13 protein-coding genes and 1 riboswitch are annotated in these 17,665 nt (G+C 63.2%); of the genes, 7 read left to right on the top strand and 6 right to left on the bottom strand.

Annotation, left to right across the window (positions count from 1 at the left end):
- The first annotated feature begins 512 nt into the window (after positions 1 to 512).
- The 3 genes from C9I57_RS13060 to C9I57_RS13050 all read left to right on the top strand — a co-directional run bounded on the left by C9I57_RS13060 (position 513) and on the right by C9I57_RS13050 (position 4,919).
- A complete protein-coding gene (locus tag C9I57_RS13060; protein WP_107151384.1) occupies positions 513 to 2,828 on the top strand; it encodes a sialidase family protein in 2,316 nt (771 codons plus the stop codon).
- 145 nt (positions 2,829 to 2,973) lie between these two features.
- Complete coding sequence (locus C9I57_RS13055; protein ID WP_258187622.1) at positions 2,974 to 4,113, top strand: LysR family transcriptional regulator; 1,140 nt, start codon at positions 2,974 to 2,976, stop codon at positions 4,111 to 4,113.
- A 98-nt stretch (positions 4,114 to 4,211) separates the two neighbouring features.
- Positions 4,212 to 4,919, top strand: coding sequence for a nitroreductase (locus tag C9I57_RS13050; RefSeq protein ID WP_107151109.1), 708 nt, complete (start codon positions 4,212 to 4,214; stop codon positions 4,917 to 4,919).
- A 112-nt stretch (positions 4,920 to 5,031) separates the two neighbouring features.
- Here the strand turns inward: C9I57_RS13050 and C9I57_RS13045 are convergent, their stop codons facing one another.
- A complete protein-coding gene (locus tag C9I57_RS13045) occupies positions 5,032 to 5,583 on the bottom strand; it encodes a 4-hydroxylaminobenzoate lyase (RefSeq protein ID WP_107151383.1) in 552 nt (183 codons plus the stop codon).
- A gap of 387 nt (positions 5,584 to 5,970) precedes the next feature.
- Here C9I57_RS13045 and C9I57_RS13040 point away from each other — a divergent pair, with 387 nt between their 5' ends.
- Entirely contained in the window at positions 5,971 to 6,645 is a 675-nt protein-coding gene (locus C9I57_RS13040; protein ID WP_107151108.1) for an HD domain-containing protein, read from the top strand.
- Between the two features lie 86 nt (positions 6,646 to 6,731).
- Here the strand turns inward: C9I57_RS13040 and C9I57_RS13035 are convergent, their stop codons facing one another.
- The 4 genes from C9I57_RS13035 to cobW all read right to left on the bottom strand — a co-directional run bounded on the left by C9I57_RS13035 (position 6,732) and on the right by cobW (position 13,465).
- Positions 6,732 to 7,325 carry a vWA domain-containing protein gene (locus C9I57_RS13035; RefSeq protein ID WP_440130202.1) on the bottom strand — a complete coding sequence of 198 codons (594 nt, stop codon included), beginning with the start codon at positions 7,323 to 7,325 and terminating at the stop codon, positions 6,732 to 6,734.
- Between the two features lie 89 nt (positions 7,326 to 7,414).
- Positions 7,415 to 8,530, bottom strand: a complete 1,116-nt coding sequence (locus C9I57_RS13030) for an ATP-binding protein (RefSeq protein ID WP_107151106.1) — start codon at positions 8,528 to 8,530, stop codon at positions 7,415 to 7,417.
- On the bottom strand, positions 8,527 to 12,354 hold the full coding sequence (gene cobN, locus C9I57_RS13025) for a cobaltochelatase subunit CobN (RefSeq protein ID WP_107151105.1): 3,828 nt from the start codon (positions 12,352 to 12,354) through the stop codon (positions 8,527 to 8,529). Before cobN ends, C9I57_RS13030 begins: the two co-directional genes overlap by 4 nt.
- 16 nt (positions 12,355 to 12,370) lie before the next feature.
- Positions 12,371 to 13,465, bottom strand: coding sequence for a cobalamin biosynthesis protein CobW (gene cobW / locus C9I57_RS13020; protein WP_107151104.1), 1,095 nt, complete (start codon positions 13,463 to 13,465; stop codon positions 12,371 to 12,373).
- A 185-nt stretch (positions 13,466 to 13,650) separates the two neighbouring features.
- Positions 13,651 to 13,938: riboswitch (cobalamin riboswitch) on the bottom strand.
- 91 nt (positions 13,939 to 14,029) lie between these two features.
- Between cobW and cobO the strand changes: the two genes are divergently transcribed.
- Genes cobO through bluB form a run of 3 tightly spaced genes read left to right on the top strand, consistent with a single transcriptional unit; the run spans position 14,030 to position 16,561 of the window.
- Positions 14,030 to 14,632: a cob(I)yrinic acid a,c-diamide adenosyltransferase gene (gene cobO, locus C9I57_RS13015; RefSeq protein WP_107151103.1), complete on the top strand. Its 603-nt coding sequence runs from the start codon at positions 14,030 to 14,032 to the stop codon at positions 14,630 to 14,632.
- Between the two features lie 2 nt (positions 14,633 to 14,634).
- Positions 14,635 to 15,933 carry a cobyrinate a,c-diamide synthase gene (locus tag C9I57_RS13010; RefSeq protein WP_107151102.1) on the top strand — a complete coding sequence of 433 codons (1,299 nt, stop codon included), beginning with the start codon at positions 14,635 to 14,637 and terminating at the stop codon, positions 15,931 to 15,933.
- Entirely contained in the window at positions 15,917 to 16,561 is a 645-nt protein-coding gene (bluB, locus tag C9I57_RS13005) for a 5,6-dimethylbenzimidazole synthase (RefSeq protein WP_107151101.1), read from the top strand. Before C9I57_RS13010 ends, bluB begins: the two co-directional genes overlap by 17 nt.
- A gap of 21 nt (positions 16,562 to 16,582) precedes the next feature.
- On the opposite strand, the gene cobD is transcribed toward bluB, so the two are convergent.
- Entirely contained in the window at positions 16,583 to 17,665 is a 1,083-nt protein-coding gene (cobD, locus tag C9I57_RS13000; RefSeq protein WP_107151382.1) for a threonine-phosphate decarboxylase CobD, read from the bottom strand.

Below are 17,665 nucleotides of genomic sequence, written 5' to 3'. Positions count from 1 at the left end.
GCAGCACTATCGTTCCTTCACTTGGCTTGCAGCCGGGGCCGACAAGCTGGTGCTTCGATCCCGCGATGATGAATCGCGTATGTGCATCATTCGGTAGCCTAGGTTTCGAACTTTCGCGGCGCGCCAATCGGCAGATCCAAGCAACAACGGCGGCGTCAAGACGTTACCTACCCGCTTACGCATATTCCAGGAAATCGCCCAAAAAAATACGGATTTCCTTACGCTTTTTTTCGCCCCGCAGTCGCTGCTTTTTCACAATAAGGCAATTAAGATTAGCGCGGCCACCCGGTTAGGACTGCTAATTGAATAGGCTTCTTACGCTGATGCAGGTCAGCCGAAAAGCGCGCGCACGCTCGCTTTCCGGCCCGCTGCTGACCGAGGTGGCCGATGACATACCTGTGACGTTGCTCCAATTAAATCTATCGACTCCGGGCGCTGCACTATCGACGCAAGAAGGGATGCATTGCGTCGAAACAGGCTGCCGAACGCAGTATGACCGAACAGGAAACAAGATGAAGATGAAAGGTCGAATTCACCGAGGGTTCTGGGCCACCGTTGCGGTGTTGCCACTCGTTTCGTGCAGCGGCGGAGGATCGTCCGGCACGGCTGGCAGCGCACCGCACGTGTCCGCGCAAACGATTGCGGCCGCGGCGGTTCCGGCCACGAGCTGGACCAGCGTCAAGTGGGGCGGCGGCGGCTATGTCACCGGCCTGATCTACCATCCGACCAACGCAAGCCTGCTTTATGCACGCACCGACGTCGGCGGCGCCTACCGCTGGGACCCGACGACATCCTCGTGGATCCCGCTCACCGACGGTCCGGGTTTCGGCGCGACCGAGAGCCGATACCACGGTGTCGAAAGCCTCGCCCTCGACCCGACCAACGACCAGCTCGTCTACATGGCCACCGGCGACACCACGTACTGGGGCAACAATGGTCGCATCTACATCTCCAGTGATCGCGGCAACACCTGGTCGTGGTACACCCTGCCGTTCCCGGTAGGCGGCAACGATAACGGCCGGGCCGTCGGCGAACGCCTGGCGGTCGACCCCAACAATCCGTCGACGCTGTTCTACGCCTCGCGTACGGCCGGCCTATGGAAGAGCTCGGATTCGGGCCATACCTGGTACCAAGTAACGGGGCTGTCGTCCGCCACGATGACCGGCACCCCGATCGGTGTCGAGCAGGTCATATTCGACACCTCGAGCGTGGGTAGCGGCCAGCCAACCTGGATCATGTGGGCCTCCATCGCGCCGGACTACGCCAACGCGGCGGGCCTGACGTCGACGCTGTATAAGTCCTTCAACGGCGGGGCGACGTGGGCTCCGGTTCCGGTCCCGGCTGGCGTGTCGGGCTACTACATCCCACACATTGTGCGTACCGGCGACGGCATGTTTTACGTGTTGTTCAACCAGAACGCCGGCCAAGGCGCCGGTGGTCCTGGCTATCTCTATCGATTCGGTGCGAGCGACAACAACACGTGGACCTTGCTCAGCAGCAGCACCGTCGGGGGCTATGGAGGCTTGTCCGTCTCCGGCGTCGGCTCAAGTGCCCGCATCGCGCTGGGTGTGACCGGCACCTGGGGCGACAACCCTGGCCAGGTCACCCAACTATCCGACGACGGCGGCATTACCTGGCGCGAGATCGAGGCCAATATGACGCACACAGGTACGACAGGCAACAGCTACTCGGGCTGGAACGAAGACACCGTGATCGATCCGGCCAACCGCGACCACATCATGCACATCTACGGCGGCGGCATCTGGGAAACCACGAACGCCTCCTCAGCCACGCCGACCTGGAACCTCAAGCTGAACAACCTGGAGGAAACCGCGACGTTGTCCGTCGTCACGCCGCCGGCCGGTGCGCCATACAAGCTGATCAACAGCGCGGGCGATATCGGCACGTGGGTCATTACGGATCTCTCGACGAAGCCGGTCTTGGGGCCCACCACGAATTGGAGCAGCGGCAACTCGGCTGATATGGCTTGGTCAGATCCGCTCTACATCGTCGGTGCCGGTGTCGCGAACTGGTCCGGTGCCGGCGGCTTCGGCTTCTGGTCCGGCGATGGCGGCAACACGTGGGCGAACTTCGCGACGCTTCCGGCCGGGGCCCAAGCGAACACGGCGAACACAGGGAACCTTGTCGCTACGTCCCGTAACAACGTGGTCTGGGCGCCGCCTAACACGGTCCCGTCGTACACCACGGACAATGGCGCGACCTGGACCTCGACCAACCTGCCGACGCTCGCCGTCGTCGGCCAAGGCTGGCCTCGCGGCTATCGTCTGGCGGCTGATCGCCAGAATTCGAACAAGGTCTACGCCTACGATTCGGGCGGCGCATCATGGGCCTCGCCGGGTAGGGTCTACGTCTCGACGGATGGCGGCCATACGTTCACGCTGAGTCAGGGCTCCGTATCGGCGAACCTGGCCCCGAACGACTGGGCGGACACCTCGATGGTGGTCAACCCCAACGCCGAAGGAGACATCTGGCTGGCCGACGGCAACAGCGTGTATCACTCGGTGAACTCGGGGGCGACCTGGACGAAGCTCAACGGGTTTGCGTCCGCCAACGGCGCACCGGGAGCCAGCCTGATCGCCTTGGGCAAAGCGGTGGACGGCAGCTCATACTCGGCCGCCATCTATGTGGTGGGTGCGATGAACGGCGTGTGGGGCGTATATCGCTCCGACGATGGCGGTGTGACCTGGTCGCGCTTCAACGATGACGCTCATCAGTTCGGCGGCATCCACCACATCGCGGCCGATTGGAACACCTATGGACGCATCTATGTCAACGGTGAGGGCCGCGGTCTGATCTTCACCAATTGAGGCGTAACGGTTCTAGCGCGCTTTTTGCCCCTGCGTCGATTGCCGTGGGCCTCGTGCGAGGTCTGCGGTGCTCAAGTTTCAGCGAGCGGACAGCGTGACGAAGCGCGTTCAAGCACACGAGCGGCCGTGCTGATGCCGAGCGGGAATGGCGCTCCGCCACAGGCGCCGATTGGAGTGGCGAGCAGACATCCGCTCGACAGTAGCCCCCAGATCGTCCACAATTTGCGAGCTTTACCTCGCTGATCTTCATGACATCGGCGATCCAATACTAGTAAATTGCACGCGCAAGGTTGCGATGAGTAATCTCGATTTGAATTTGCTGCGTGTGTTTGACGCGATCCTCCGAGAGCGGAACGTTCTTCGTGCAAGCGAGGCGATCAACCTAAGCCCGTCGGCAGTCAGTCATGCGCTGTCGCGACTGCGAGCGTTTCTCAATGATGACTTGTTTGTGCGAACGGTCAGCGGAATGGAGCCCACGGCCCGAGCACTGGAGATGGCGCCGCTCGTACGAGATGCGCTCGTCATCATCGACCGTGCGATCGGACCGAAGCAATTCGACCCGGGCAGCGCGGAGCGGCAATTCTGCATCGCGGCGACGGATTACATGACCGCCGTCGTGCTACCGCAGTTCTTCCGTGCAACTTCGATCGCAGCGCCGGGAGCCAGTGTCACGCTATTACCTGCGAGCAGGATCGACTTGACCACACAGATCGATGTCGGCCGGGTCGAGATTGCGCTCGGGTCGTTTTCTAACGTGCCGCCCCGTATTCACGAGCAGACGTTGTTCGAAGAGCAGGACATGATGGTTATCGCTTCCAATCACCCGCTCGCACGGCGGAAAATCGGCTTGACCGAGTTCGCATCTTTGCCGCTGCTGGTTGTGTCTACGGGAGGGGCCGAGGATGGCTTCCTATCCGAGCGAGGGCTGACGCGCAGGACCGAGATGTTCGACCGCGCTCATCTGGTGGCTGCATTGGAATCGATTGGCAAGAGGCCGGAGTTCAGGATCGTCCAACCTCATTTCCTGGCCATCCCGAGTCTGCTAGCCGGGACGCAAACGGCTGCGATTGTGCCGGCATCTCTCGCACGGCTTTTCAGCCAGTCGGGCGTAGTCTACGCGGCGGAATTGCCATGGAAGGCCCCGGCCCGCGCCCTGCAGATGATCTGGCACGAGCGGCACACCCACGATCAAGGCCATATATGGCTGCGGACGATGCTGGCCGATGCCGCGCGGGATCTAGCGACCGCAAGCGCGGAGTGGATGGGAAGCAGGCGGGCACACTAAACTGCATATCGTGCATTTGGCTCGTCCGAAAAATGCACTTCCTGAACGCGAACCGCCGATGTAGCCTTTCACCAACAATCCATTGAAGGGCTACCAATATGTTCATCGACGATATCGAAACGACCCATGAATTGACCGAACTCGAAAAAATCATGATGAGTCGATTTGCCAATCGGTTTTACTTGAATCGCGAAGTCGACCTTGCAGTCGTTCGGGGAATTCTTAATTCCGCACGTTATGCGGCGACGGGTGCGAACGTGCAACCTTGGCGCGTCCACGTCACGACGGGCGACGCAAAAGAGCGGCTAATCAGTGCGCTCAGTGCGGCGCACGAAACTTCGGCAGGCGATCACTCGTCCGAGTATCGCTACTTTCCGGAGACTTTGCCCGAACCGTTCGCCGCGCGTCTACGGGAGTTCGGCGCGGTTTTCTTCGGATCCCTGGGTATCGCCCGGGAAGACGTTGCAGCCCGAGCAGCAAATACCGCGCGAAATTGCCGTTTCTTCGACGCGCCAGTCGCCCTGATCTTCACGATCGATCGGCGCCTCGAGAAAGGCAGCTGGCTGGACCTGGGGATGTTCATTCAGAACATCATGCTTGCGGCAAAGGCGCGTGGCCTGGACACGTGTACGCAAGAGTTCCTTTCGCGCTACCACGCTGTCATTCGCGCCAATCTGCCCCTCGGGCCTGAGGAATTGGTGGTATGCACGATGGCGATGGGTTATGGCGATCCGGACTGGGCCCGGCGACGCCCGCAAATGCCAAAGGCACCCGTCGAAGAGTTCGCGTCGTTCCACGGATTTTGAATCGGCGCCGGAAAGAGGTTCGCGAACTGCCGGGGCGTAACGGCGCTAGCGCGCTTGTTGCCCCTGCGTCGATTGCCGCGGGCCTCGTGCGAGGCCTGCGGTGCTCAGAAATTCAGTGAGCGGAGGGCTTAACGTTGTAGGCAATTCGCCCTGCGGGCAAGAAGAACAATGCAATCACCGCGCCGCCTTTCGCTTCCGGGAAATGATGACTTCCCGGCGCGGGCGCGGTCCAGCCACCGTAGCACCAACCGTTCGGACCCGCTAGTGCCGCGCCCTCATTGAGCGGCACGACAAGATTGAACTCGCCGTAAGGATGCGAGTGGTAATCGCCCCGGAACGCGCCTTCCGGATTGCCCTGCCTGTTGCCTGTGCTGTCCATCAGCACGGCGGTGATGCTGAAAAAGAACGTTTCAGCGGTTGGCGCGACAAGTCGCGCACGGCGATACTTCGGCCCGGCGATTTCGACGTCAGCGGCCCAGCCCTCTTCAACGCCCAGCTTAATCAGACGTGCGAGGTCCCTATATAGCTCGCTATCGATGCCGTAGTGTTTATTAAGACATTGTTCAGCCTGCGTACCCGCCGTCATGTCCTTTACTTCATTCAGAAACGGCAGACAACGCGCGATCAGTTGGTCTTTTGAGGTTAGAGCTTGGACTTCGGACATTTGCTTTCTCCTTGATTTGACGCCGTTCAGACGACCGTTGTCAGCTGCGTACGGTCGGCGTGCTTGACCGATTTCCAGGATGCCATATTGAAACTGTTTGATGAAGCGAATGTATTGCAGCAGCAAAATGCATCTCATGCATTGCCGGCGACGCCCGATCGATTCCATCGAAGACTGGAGCGATCGGCACATAGCGAGAGTCGCCCTATGCGCGCTGGTACATTCAGATTGTCCGATCTTGGGCCTGTTGCATGATCCGTGAGAGAGGTAACCTCCTCGGTGCAATGTGCCCAATCAGTGCTGGCGCACATCCCGTCACGCCGCGAAGCGGTTCTGGGTCGAACAGCACCGTATCGGACGTAAGCGCTCTGAAGACCGAGTTACCAAATGACTGAAGATAAAGCTGTGCCGACAAACGGAATGCTCGGCATCGTGATTCCCGACAGCCAACTGGCGCGTGAGGCGACCCAGCTCATTCGCGACACGGAAAGCGAACTGCTGTTCAACCACTCCACGCGCGTGTACCTTTGGGGTGCGCTGCTCGGCAAACAACAGAACCTCGTCTTCGATCCCGAACTGCTCTACATCGCGGCCATGTTCCACGATATCGGCCTCACCTCTGTCTTTCGCGAAAGCCACCTGCGCTTCGAAGTGGACGGCGCAAACGCCGCGCGCGATTTTCTCCGGAGCCATCATATCGACGAGGCAGACGTACCAAAGGTTTGGACGGCCGTTGCGCTCCATACGACGCCAGGCATTCCCGAGCATATGCACGGCGAAATCGCGCTGGTGCAAGCCGGAGCGGGAATGGACGTGGCGGGACGCGGCTTTGAAGAGTTCACGGACGAACAACGCGCCGCGGTGATCGAGGCATATCCGCGCGGCCCCGATTTCGCCAGCAAGATGATCGATGCCTTTTACGATGGCATGAAGCATCGCCCGGGGACTACGTTCGGCACGTTCAACGATGACTTCCTTGCGCACAAGGACCCGGGTTTCGTCAGGGTAAATGTGTGCAGCATCATGCTGAACTCAAGCTGGGCTGAGAGTTCCCGGCGTTAGCCCCGCGGGCTCATCCGATCGGTTTCGACGATCTCGAAGTATCTCTCCGCCACAACCTCAACGCGGGGGTGCAAACAGTGCAAGTCCTACCGAGCAGCGATTTCTTCCGCCCGCACGTACATCGCGTCCCATTCTCGCGCTAATTGAAGGCAGCGGCCGAGCGCAGGCGCGACGTTCTCGCAATCGACGAGCACAACCCGATCGGCTGCAGACGGTTTCACAGGGCAGTCGCCGCTTCGGCCATCGGTCACCACCCAAAGCACGCGTTCTTGTCCCGGCTTGTTTCGCGCAGCGCGTTCGAGCAAACGAGTAGCGGTGTTCATGCCAAGTTGGAACGGCGTTGCGCCGCCGCCGCCGATCGGCCGCAGCCACCGTTCGTTCCACCAGCGCGGAACGGCAGGTCCGAAACGCAGATCGGCGCGCGCGCCGCCAAAGCATATGAGCGCCACCTCGGCTCGCTCGGATGCGGCGCGATCGAAACACGCGAGAAGCAACCCCTTCGCCGTCGCGAGCCGCGCGCCACCCAGCATCGATGCGGAGCAATCGAGCAGGAAGCAATGCAGTACGCCGGTTCTCGATTCTTCGCGCACAAAGCGCAGGTGCTCGGCTCGCAACCGGTCTTGCCGCTTTCTCTCGAGCGTGGCCGGCCAGGCGATGCGTTTGCCGGAGCGAGGCCGCACGCCGGCCCGCATGCCGCGAGTCGCGAGCGCGCCCTCAGGCCATCGAAAACCGCTGCGCGGATCGGCAGCAGTGGCGCCTTTCCGATGGCTCAGCGTTTTTTTGAGGCGAGCGGGATGACCCCTTTCACGTCGACCATACCAGCCGGCTCGGGAGGGAGATAGCCCCAATCCTCGTTGTCGCGGCCGCGCTTATCGTTGGGCGATCGTGCCGTCATTGGCAAATGCGGCGTCTGCCCATCGCCGGCTTCGTTCGCGAAGGCGTCGCCGTTCTCACGATTCGACGCCGGGCGCTGCACCTCATCGCCCGCCTCACTCGGGCGCTCATCCGGTCGTTCGCGCCGCCTGTGCCTCAGCACGGCTTCGGCTACGCGCTCAACATGCTGCGTCGTAACCTTTGCTGCTCCATCGATGGCCGCGAGCGCCCGTGCGGCCCGCAACATGACAAGGTCCGCGCGCATTCCATCGACCGTCGCCTCGATACACCGCGCGCTAACATCCGCGTAAACGGCATCATCGAACGAAAGCGCGGGCAACCTCTCGCGCGCTTCGCGAATTCGCCGCGCGAGCGACTGTTGTTCATCCGCATACGACTGGCGAAACGCATCGGGGTCCGCGTCGAAGGCGAGCCTCGCTCTGACGATCCGCTGCCGCACCTCCGAATTGAAACAGTTGTCGAGCTCGACCATCAGCCCGAACCGGTCGAGCAACTGCGGCCTGAGCTCTCCCTCTTCGGGATTCATCGTGCCGATCAACACGAACCGCGCGGGGTGACTATGCGATACGCCGTCGCGCTCGACGATGTTGACACCGCTCGCGGCGGCATCGAGCAAAGCGTCGGCCAGCGTGTCGGCAAGCAGATTGACCTCATCGACGTAGAGCACGCCATTGTGAGCAAGGGCCAGCAATCCCGGCGAAAACTTGACCGATCCGCCACGCAGCGCCTCGTCGATGTCGAGCGTCCCGATGAGCCGCTCCTCGCTCGCGCCGAGCGGCAACGTCACGAGCCGGCCTTCGGGCAGCAGCTCCGCCAGCGCCCGCGCCGCCGTCGATTTCGCGGTGCCGCGTGGTCCGCTGACGAGCACGCCGCCTATCCCCGGGTCCACAGCGACAAGCAACAAGGCTCGTTGTAAGGACTCCTGACCAATTAGCGCGCTGAATGGATAGGGTCTCGACAAAACGCCGGAGGAGGATGAATGCTCGTTCACGATGATCTCTCTTCGATCTGCTGCTCGCTGGCGAGCAGATGCGACTCGATTTGCGCGCGATAGGCGCCCGGCGCTTGCCACAAGCCGCGCTCGATCGCCTCGAGCAATCGCTCGCAGACTGAACGCAAAGCATGGGGATTGTGTTGTTGCAAGAACGCGCGCGTCTCGCCGTCGTTCAAGTAGGCGTCGGTGACGAGCGCGTATTGATGATCGGCAACCACGCGTGCCGTCGCGTCATAGCCGAACAAATAGTCGACTGTCGCGGCAATTTCGGCCGCACCTTTGTAGCCGTGACGCTTGACGCCTTCCAGCCATTTCGGATTGACGACACGCGAGCGTATGACGCGCGCGATTTCCTCGGTGAGCGGGCGCACGCGCGGTGCGGCCGGATTGCTATGGTCGGCGTGATAAATCCGCGGTTGAGCGCCGGCGAAATGCCGGACCGCTGCCGCCATCCCACCTTGGAACTGGTAATAGTCGTTCGAATCGAGCAAATCGTGCTCGCGGTTGTCCTGATTCTGCAGCACCACGTCGATCGTCGCGAGGCGCGTGGCAAACACCCCTCGCGCCGCTTCGCCCGCGCTCGTCTGCGCATAGGCGAAGCCGCCCCAGGCGCGATACGCTTCAGCGAGGTCCTCGTCGGTCTGCCATTGCCGCGAATCGATCATCTGCTGCAAGCCGGCGCCGTACGTACCTGGCCTGGCGCTGAAGACGCGCCAGCCGGCCCGTTTGCGCGCCTCCTGCGCATCAAGGCCACGAGCCACCCAGGCGTCGCGCTCGCGAAGCACTCGCGCGCGGATCGGATTGACGTCCTCGGGCTCGTCGTCGAGTTCGGCAACGGCCTGCACGGCCGCGTCGAATAGGTGCATGACGTTCGGGAACGCATCGCGGAAGAAACCCGAGACGCGCAGCGTCACATCGATGCGCGGCCGCTCGAGCACACCGGCTGGAAGAATCTCGAAGTCGGTTACGCGATGACTGCCGGGTGCCCATTTCGGCCGTACGCCGAGCAACGCGAACGCTTGAGCGATATCGTCGCCGCCCGTTCGCATCGTTGCAGTCCCCCATATCGACAAGCCCACCGCGCGCGGATAGTCGCCGTTGTCTTGCAGGTGACGTTCGATCAACTGTCGTGCGGATTTGAGGCCGAGCGCCCACGCCGCCTGCGTCGGGATGGCGCGTGTATCGACCGAATAGAAGTTGCGCCCGGTCGGCAAAACATCCGGACGCCCGCGCGACGGAGAACCACTCGGCCCGGGCGGCACGAACCGGCCTTCGAGGCCGCGCTTCAACTGGCGCAATTCCTCCGGGCCGCAGGCGTCGAGGCGCGGCAGAACGTCGTCGCGCACGCGATCGATTACGCGCTCGGTATGCGGCAACGTGCCGGCCGTCGGCATTGCAAACGCCGTCGTCGTCCGAGCATCGCAGCCGTCACGGCCACGGCAAAATGCGTCGAGCAGCAACGCCGCCAAGCCTTCGAGACGTTCGCGCGTATCGCCGTTGTGACGCCACGGCGCATCGCTGATTTGCTCCAGGAGAGCCGGGCGCGGCCCGGTCCACGGCGTCGACCATTCAGCCGTGAGCGGGTCGAACAGATGATCGATCCGCAGATCTTTCGCGAGTGCATCGATCAAGCCCGCGTTGGCACCTTGTCCGTCACCGACCGGGAAGCGAGCCAGCGCGAGCAGCGTATCGCGCCGCTGAATGCCCTCGGGCGAGCGGCCGAAGGTATGCAAGCCATCCCGGATTTGTGCCTCCTTCAATTCGCATAGCCAAGCGTCGACGCGCGTAAGCAATGCGTCTTCCTCATCCTGGCTCGCTGGCTGCGCCAGACTCAATTCCTCGTGAAGCCGATGCTCGACGATGGTCTCGAGGATCGTCCTGCGCAGCAGCCGCGCGCGTCGCGCGTCGACCATCAATGCTTCGTAGTACTCATCGACTTGCCGTTCCAGATCTTGCAGCGGGCCGTAGGTTTCCGCCCGCGTCAGCGGCGGCATCAGGTGATCGATGATGACGGCCTGTGCGCGCCGTTTCGCCTGACTGCCCTCGCCCGGATCGTTCACGATGAAGGGATAGAGATGCGGCATCGGCCCAAGGGCGACATCGGGCCAGCAGCGCCCGCTGAGCGCGACGCTCTTGCCCGGCAGCCATTCGAGACTCCCATGCTTGCCGACGTGCACGACCGCATCGGCACCGTAGACATGGCGCACCCAGAAATAAAACGCGAGATAGGCATGCGGCGGCACGAGGTCCGCATTGTGATAGCTCGCGTAGTCGTTCACTTCGCGCGAGCGCGCGGGCTGAATGCCGACTAAGACCCGCCCGCAGCGCCAGCCCGAAATCATGAATCGACCGCGCCGAACGGTCGGATCGCGCTCAGGAGGTCCCCAGCGCTGATTGAGCGCGTCGCGCAACTCGTCAGGCAGCGCGGCAAGGCATTGCAAATAATCGCCGAGGGCGAAGCTTTGCAAAGCGGGACGAAGGTCGCGCACATCGGGGTCGTTCGTCACGCCCCGCGTCAGCCGATCCATGAGCGAGGCGCCGTCTTCGGGCAAGTCCTCGACGCAATAGCCTTCGTCGCTCAGCATTTTGAGGATCGCCACGACCGATGCGGGAGTATCGAGCCCCACACCATTGCCGATCCGCCCTTCGCTCGTCGGATAGTTCGCGAGGACGAGCGCGAGTCGCTTGTCCTCGTTGCCGAGGCTGCGCAGGCGACACCAGCGACGGCTCAATTCGGCGACGAAACCGATCCGCTCATTGTCAGGCCGATAACGGACGACATCGACTTCGGTGTGCGGACAACGATAGGCGAGCCCCTTGAAGCTGACCGCACGCGTAATGATGCGGCCGTCGACTTCGGGCAATGCGACATGCATCGCGATGTCGCGCGAGTTGAGGCCTTGGTCGTCCTCGACCCAGTCCTCCCGGTTGCCGCCGCTCAGAATGACTTGCATCACAGGCGCATCCCCTGCGATCGCGACCGGGTCGGAAGAGTTGAGCGTCGACGCCGCGAATGCCGTGGTGTTGAGCACGAGGGCGACGTCGTGCTCCGCGCAAAGCTGCGCGACCACGTCCAAGCTCACCGCATCCTTTAGCGAGGTGATGGCAATCGGCAGCGGATTCATCCGCCGCGCCTCGAGCGCATCGATCAGCGCATCGAATACTGCCGTGTTCGCCGCCTGCAGATGGGCGCGATAAAAGAGAATCGCAACGACGGGGGCACCGTCGACCCAGCGGCTGCGCCAGTCCATGACCGTAGGCGTCTCGCGCTGCGGATGATAGAGCGTCGCCGCCGGCAGCGGCACGGGCGGCGGCGGTTCGCGGTCCCAGCCGAACGCATGCCAGGCAATCGTGCGCATGAACGCTTCGGCGTTGGCGGTGCCGCCCTCGCGCAGGTATCGCCACAATCGCGTGCAAAGCGCGGCGTCAGCCGTGCTTTTGGCAATGAGGTTGGCGTCCTCCTGCAAATCGCCCGAGAACATCGCGAGCATCTGCCCATTGCGCCTCGCGAGCGCGACGACACGCTCGATGCCATACGGCCAATACGATTCTCCGCCGAGATGGTCGACCACGACGACGCGCGCGTGCTGCAACACGTCGTCGACGTAGAAATCGACCGATGCGGGCTGCCGCAGATAGGTGACGTTCGCGAGGCGAACGCTTGGGTAACCGGGGCCGAGCCGATCGACGACGCTCGCTAGCAAAGACAGCGTCGTGTCGGCGGAACTGAGCACGATGATGTCCGCGGGACGTTGGTCGATGCGGACGACGCCGGCCGTGTCGTCGACGAAGCCGCCCGGTACGGTGCGCAGCAAATGCATGGCGGAGCGGCCGCGCTCAGGCCTGCGCGACGCGCATGCCGGACTGCGCGCTCAACGCCTCGTCGAATGCGCGCTGCAGCGTGTCTCGATCGAGATTCTCGCCGATCAACACGAACCGGCTCGCCGGCGATTCGTCCTCGCGCCAGCGTCGGTCGAAGTAGCTGTCGAAGCGGCGGCCGACGCCCTGAATCACGAGCCGCATCGGCGTGCCGGGCAATGCGGCGAATCCTTTCGCGCGGTAGATGGTGTGATGCTCGACGAGCCGTTGCAACGCCGCGATCGCGGCTTCGCGCGAAAGAGGCGAGCCCGCGACGACGACAGAATCGAATTCGTCGTGATGATGGTGATCGGGATCGTTGGCCGATCCGTGATGATCGGGACGTTGATCGATTGTCTCTTCGGACGCCGCTTCGAGCCCGAGGAGCGCATGAAGATCGAGCGCGCCCCGCTGGGCCGGCACGATCTTGACGTGCGGCGGGATCTCCGCGCGGATCAGCGATTCGACCGCCACGCGTTGCGCTTCGTCGAGCAGGTCGGTCTTGTTGAGCACGACGAGGTCGGCCGCGCTCAGTTGATCCTCGAAAAGCTCGTGCAGCGGCGACTCGTGATCGAGATTCGGATCGGCCTTTCGCTGCTCGTCGACGGCATCCGGGTCGGCCGCGAACTGGCCGCTCGCGGCCGCCGGCCCGTCGACGACGGTCACCACGGCGTCGACCGTGAAGCTGTTCTTGATCGAAGGCCAGTTGAACGCCTGAACGAGCGGCTTCGGTAAGGCGAGACCCGACGTCTCGATGAGGATGTGGTCGATCTGCGAACGGCGCTCGACGAGCGCTTCCATGACGGGGAAGAACTCTTCTTGCACCGTGCAGCAAAGGCAGCCGTTCGCCAGTTCATACAATTGGCCGTCGGTCTCGCTGCCCGCCTCATCGCAGCCGATCCCGCAGCCACGGAGAATCTCGCCATCGATGCCGAGCTCGCCGAACTCGTTGACGATGACGGCGATACGCAAGCCTTTCGCCTGCGCGAGCACGTGTCGCAGCAGGGTGGTCTTGCCGCTGCCGAGAAAACCGGTGATGATCGTGACGGGTATTTTGCGCATTGGTGATTGCATGCGGCTCCTCGCTCGCAGTCGATAGTGGGCCGCGTGCCCCTTCGGTCCGAGCTGACGAGCTTGGAGCACGACGCGAGGCGCACGGCGGACGAACGAAGAGAAAGGTGGGCGATGGCGCGACAATACCGACGCGCGTTGCGGCGAGACGCAACAAAGCCTTGGCCGGGACACCGCCTACCCGCAGCGCCCACCCTTCTCCTCTGGCCGGTATCCGGGCTGACGAAAGCGCCGCTTCACCTTCCCGCGCAAGTCATGTCATTTCTTGCGCAGTGGTTGCCTGCATACGCGGCCTTGCGCGCATGCATCGAAGCCGGCTCTGCATCGTTTGGCACGATGCGTTCGCCTACCGTTGCGGGGGCAGCACAGATTGGCTCGTGCCGCGGACGAAATTCGCCGCGTGGAGTCTCTGTTTCCCGTTTAACCGCGCGCGCAAAGGAGTTGCGCGCGCGAGCACCAGATTGCGTGCGAGTGTAGGTTCCTTGGCCCGCCGCGTCAAGAAACGGCCTTGTCCAACGTGTATCGCGGGGCTCATACTATTGCACATCTACACGAAATCATATTCCGATGAAGACGGATCCCGAATCGCATCAGCGCATGACACAACGTCGCCGCGAAGGCCACGAGAAAAAACAGGCGGCGGCCACGGTCGAAAAAGGCTTGCTGATCGTCCACACCGGCAACGGCAAAGGCAAGAGCACGGCGGCTTTCGGCATGGCGGTGCGAATGCTCGGGCACGGCGAGCGCACCGGCGTCGTGCAGTTCATCAAGGGCGCATTGCATACTTCCGAGCGCGATTTTCTCGGCAGCCACCCCGCGTGCGACTTCGTCACGATGGGCGACGGGTACACATGGAATACGCAGAACCGCGAGGCCGACATGGCGACGGCGCGTAAGGGCTGGGACGAAGCGGTCAAGATGATCGGAAGCGGCGAATACCGCATGGTCATCCTCGACGAGCTCAACACCGTGCTCAAGTACGAATATCTGCCGCTGGATGAAGTGCTCGCCGTGTTGCGAGCCCGCGAACCGATGCTGCACGTCGTCGTAACGGGGCGCCATGCGCCGGACGCGCTCATCGATGCGGCCGATCTCGTCACGGAAATGCGGCTCGTCAAGCATCCCTACCGAGAGCAAGGCGTGAAGGCGCAGCGAGGCGTGGAGTTCTGACGATGCCGGCGTGTCCCGCGCTCTTCATCAGTGCGCCCGCATCGGGCGAGGGCAAGACGACGATCACGGCCGGCCTCGCGCGGCTCCATCGACGGCAGGGCCGGCGCGTGCGCGTCTTCAAGACGGGGCCCGATTTTCTCGATCCGATGATCCTTGCTCATGCGAGCGGCGCCCCCGTGCTCTCGCTCGATCTCTGGATGGTGGGTCTCGAAGATTGCCGCCGTATGCTGGCGGAGGCGGCGCGGGAAGCCGACCTCATCCTCATAGAAGGCGTGATGGGTCTTTTCGACGGCACGCCGAGCAGCGCGGACCTCGCCGCAACGTTCCGCGTGCCCGTCGCGGCCGTGATCTCGGCAAAAGCGATGGCGCAGACGTTCGGGGCGCTGGCTTTCGGGCTCGCGCGATACCGGCCCGACGTGCCGTTTCACGGCGTGCTCGCCAATCATGTCGGCTCGGCGCGTCATGCGCAGATGCTCGAAACGTCGCTGCCGTCCGGCCTTCGATGGCTCGGCACTATCGCGCCCTCTGAAGGCATCGAATTGCCGGACCGGCACCTCGGACTTCATCAAGCCGAGGAAATCGGGGACCTCGAGGCACGTATCGAACGCGCGGCCGACGCGCTCGCCTCCACTGCGCTGGCCGAGCCGCCTCCCCCGGTCGAGTTTCCGGACGCTTCGGCACGAACGATGCCGTCGCTGCTAGCGGGCCTGCATGTCGCGATCGCGCGTGACGCCGCCTTCTCGTTCATCTATCCCGCGAACGTAGCGCTGCTGGAATCGCTCGGCGCACGCGTCAGCTTCTTTTCGCCGCTCGCGGACGAGCCTGTTCCCGACGCGGCCGATGCACTGTATCTGCCGGGCGGTTACCCCGAGCTGCACGCCGCCACGCTGGCTGGCTCGACGCGCAGCGCAAAGTCGATTTGCGCGCATGCGGCGGCGAACAAGATCATCGTCGCCGAATGCGGAGGCATGGTCTATCTGCTCGATGAACTGACCGGTACCGACGGCGGCTCGACGCCGATGCTCGGCCTCTTGCCCGGACACGCGACGATGCAAACGCGTCTTGCGGCACTCGGCATGCAGCAGCTCGATACGAGACTCGGCACGATGACCGGTCACACGTTCCACTACTCCAGCATGACGACCGCGCTCGCGCCCGAGCGTCATGCCACTCATCCGAAGAGCAACGCCGCCGGTGAGCCGGTGTTTCGTCGCGGCTCGATTACCGCAACCTACATGCACAGCTACTGGCCTTCGAATCCCGTGCTGACGGCCGCACTCTTCCATGGCGAATCCTTTTAGCGAAGCCGAGCGCGCGGCCGTTTATCGCGCCATCTACGAACGACGCGACATGCGTCATTTCGTCGCCGCCCCCGTCGAACCCGAGGTGCTGCAACGTCTCATCGACGCCGCGCACCATGCGCCGAGCGTCGGCTATATGCAGCCCTGGCGCATCGTTCGCATTACCGATGGCGCGCTGCGCTCCGCGCTGCACGAGGCGGTCGAACGCGAGCGAGTGAATACGGCCGACGCACTCGGTCAACGCCGCGACGAGTTCATGAAGCTGAAGGTGGAAGGCATGCGCGAATGCGCCGAGCTGCTCGTGATGGCCTTGATGGACGGCCGCGAGCGCCACGTATTCGGCCGCCGCACGATGCCGGAGATGGACCTGGCTTCGGTTGCATGCGCGATCCAAAACCTCTGGCTCGCCGCGCGCGCGGAAGGGCTCGGCATGGGTTGGGTCTCGATCTTCGATCCCGACGATGTGCGTACATTGCTCGGCATGCCGGCCGGGGCAAAACCGATCGCCATCCTTTGCCTCGGTCATGTCGAGCGCTTCTACGATGCGCCGATGCTCGAGACCGAACATTGGGCAACGCGCAGACCGCTGGAAACTTGCGTGTTCGAGAATCGATGGACAGAGGAATGATCGCGCGCCATCGCCGCTGATTCAGCGGCCGTCGATTTCAGAACGTACGTTTCGCAACGCTGCTTCGAGGCGGCTCCACGCCGCTTCGTCAAAGGCAGGGAGACCGACACGCAACCCAGCCACTGTCTCGAAGCGACGCACCCATATCCCCTGACGAGCAAGACAGTCCTGCCACTGCAGCGCATTGGGCTGTCGCACCCAAGCGAACAGCGGTGTGTGACTCGCCTCGAGGCCGGACGCCCCCAGCAATTCGGCGAGGCGTTTGCTCGCGTCAGCGAGACGCGCGCGAGTCTCGGTCTGCCAGGCCGCGTCGAGCAGCGCGGCTCGCACGACGACGCGCGCGGGGCCCGACACGCTCCAGGGCCCGCGCAAACGCCGCATCGCGCGATCGATCGGCGCCGAAGCCAGCACAAAGCCCACACGCGCACCGGCCAGCCCGAAGAACTTGCCGATCGATCGCAGCACGACGAGCCCCTCTCCATCCGCGCGCGAAGCGACGCTAAGCTCCGGCAGCGCTTCGACGAACGCCTCGTCGACCACGAGCGTGCCGCCGCGCGCCGCGAGCTGGCGATACCAATCCATCACGACGTCGGGAGAGAAGCGCTCGGTAGTCGGGTTGTTGGGGTTGACGAGCACAAGATGCTTGAGGTTTTCCGGCAATGCATGCCCTGGCTCGAGCACGAAAGCCGCTTGACCTTGCCTATCGGCGAACGGCCCGGTGACGAATCGCGCGACGTCGAAACCTGCCCTCGCGAACGCTGGCGCATATTCGCCATACGTGAGCAAGCCCACGCCAACAGGGCCTTTCGGCAGCACCTCGGGCAACAGGCGGATCGCCGCTTGCGTCCCGGCCATCGCCAGCGCGCGCGGCGAGCCGTAATGAAGTGCGGCGATCGTCTCGAGATCGTCCTCGTCGTCAGGCAAGCGCAGCCACGCCTGCTGCGCGACCGCCGGCACCGGATAGCCGTGGGGGTTGATCCCCGTCGACAGATCGATCCATCGCTCGCGCGCGATGCCGTATCGTCGAACGGCATCGCCAAGATTGCCGCCATGCGGCACGAGGGGCGGCAGATCGGAATCGAATATGTTGGGCGAGGTCTTCAC

It is taken from the genome of Trinickia symbiotica (genome assembly GCF_003028655.1).
In the GTDB taxonomy this organism is placed as follows: domain Bacteria; phylum Pseudomonadota; class Gammaproteobacteria; order Burkholderiales; family Burkholderiaceae; genus Trinickia; species Trinickia symbiotica_A.
Note: the sequence above shows the minus strand (reverse complement) of the source record. Positions and strands in the feature narration are given on the sequence as shown.

What these genes read in the sequence shown, in the direction of transcription:
- C9I57_RS13060 (WP_107151384.1), top strand. Translation starts at nt 513, where the DNA reads ATGAAGATGAAAGGTCGAATTCACCGAGGGTTCTGGGCCACCGTTGCG.
- C9I57_RS13055 (WP_258187622.1), top strand. Translation starts at nt 2,974, where the DNA reads ATGGCGCTCCGCCACAGGCGCCGATTGGAGTGGCGAGCAGACATCCGC.
- C9I57_RS13050 (WP_107151109.1), top strand. Translation starts at nt 4,212, where the DNA reads ATGTTCATCGACGATATCGAAACGACCCATGAATTGACCGAACTCGAA.
- C9I57_RS13045 (WP_107151383.1), bottom strand. Translation starts at nt 5,583, where the DNA reads ATGTCCGAAGTCCAAGCTCTAACCTCAAAAGACCAACTGATCGCGCGT.
- C9I57_RS13040 (WP_107151108.1), top strand. Translation starts at nt 5,971, where the DNA reads ATGACTGAAGATAAAGCTGTGCCGACAAACGGAATGCTCGGCATCGTG.
- cobN (WP_107151105.1), bottom strand. Translation starts at nt 12,354, where the DNA reads ATGCATTTGCTGCGCACCGTACCGGGCGGCTTCGTCGACGACACGGCC.
- cobW (WP_107151104.1), bottom strand. Translation starts at nt 13,465, where the DNA reads ATGCAATCACCAATGCGCAAAATACCCGTCACGATCATCACCGGTTTT.
- cobO (WP_107151103.1), top strand. Translation starts at nt 14,030, where the DNA reads ATGAAGACGGATCCCGAATCGCATCAGCGCATGACACAACGTCGCCGC.
- C9I57_RS13010 (WP_107151102.1), top strand. Translation starts at nt 14,635, where the DNA reads ATGCCGGCGTGTCCCGCGCTCTTCATCAGTGCGCCCGCATCGGGCGAG.
- bluB (WP_107151101.1), top strand. Translation starts at nt 15,917, where the DNA reads ATGGCGAATCCTTTTAGCGAAGCCGAGCGCGCGGCCGTTTATCGCGCC.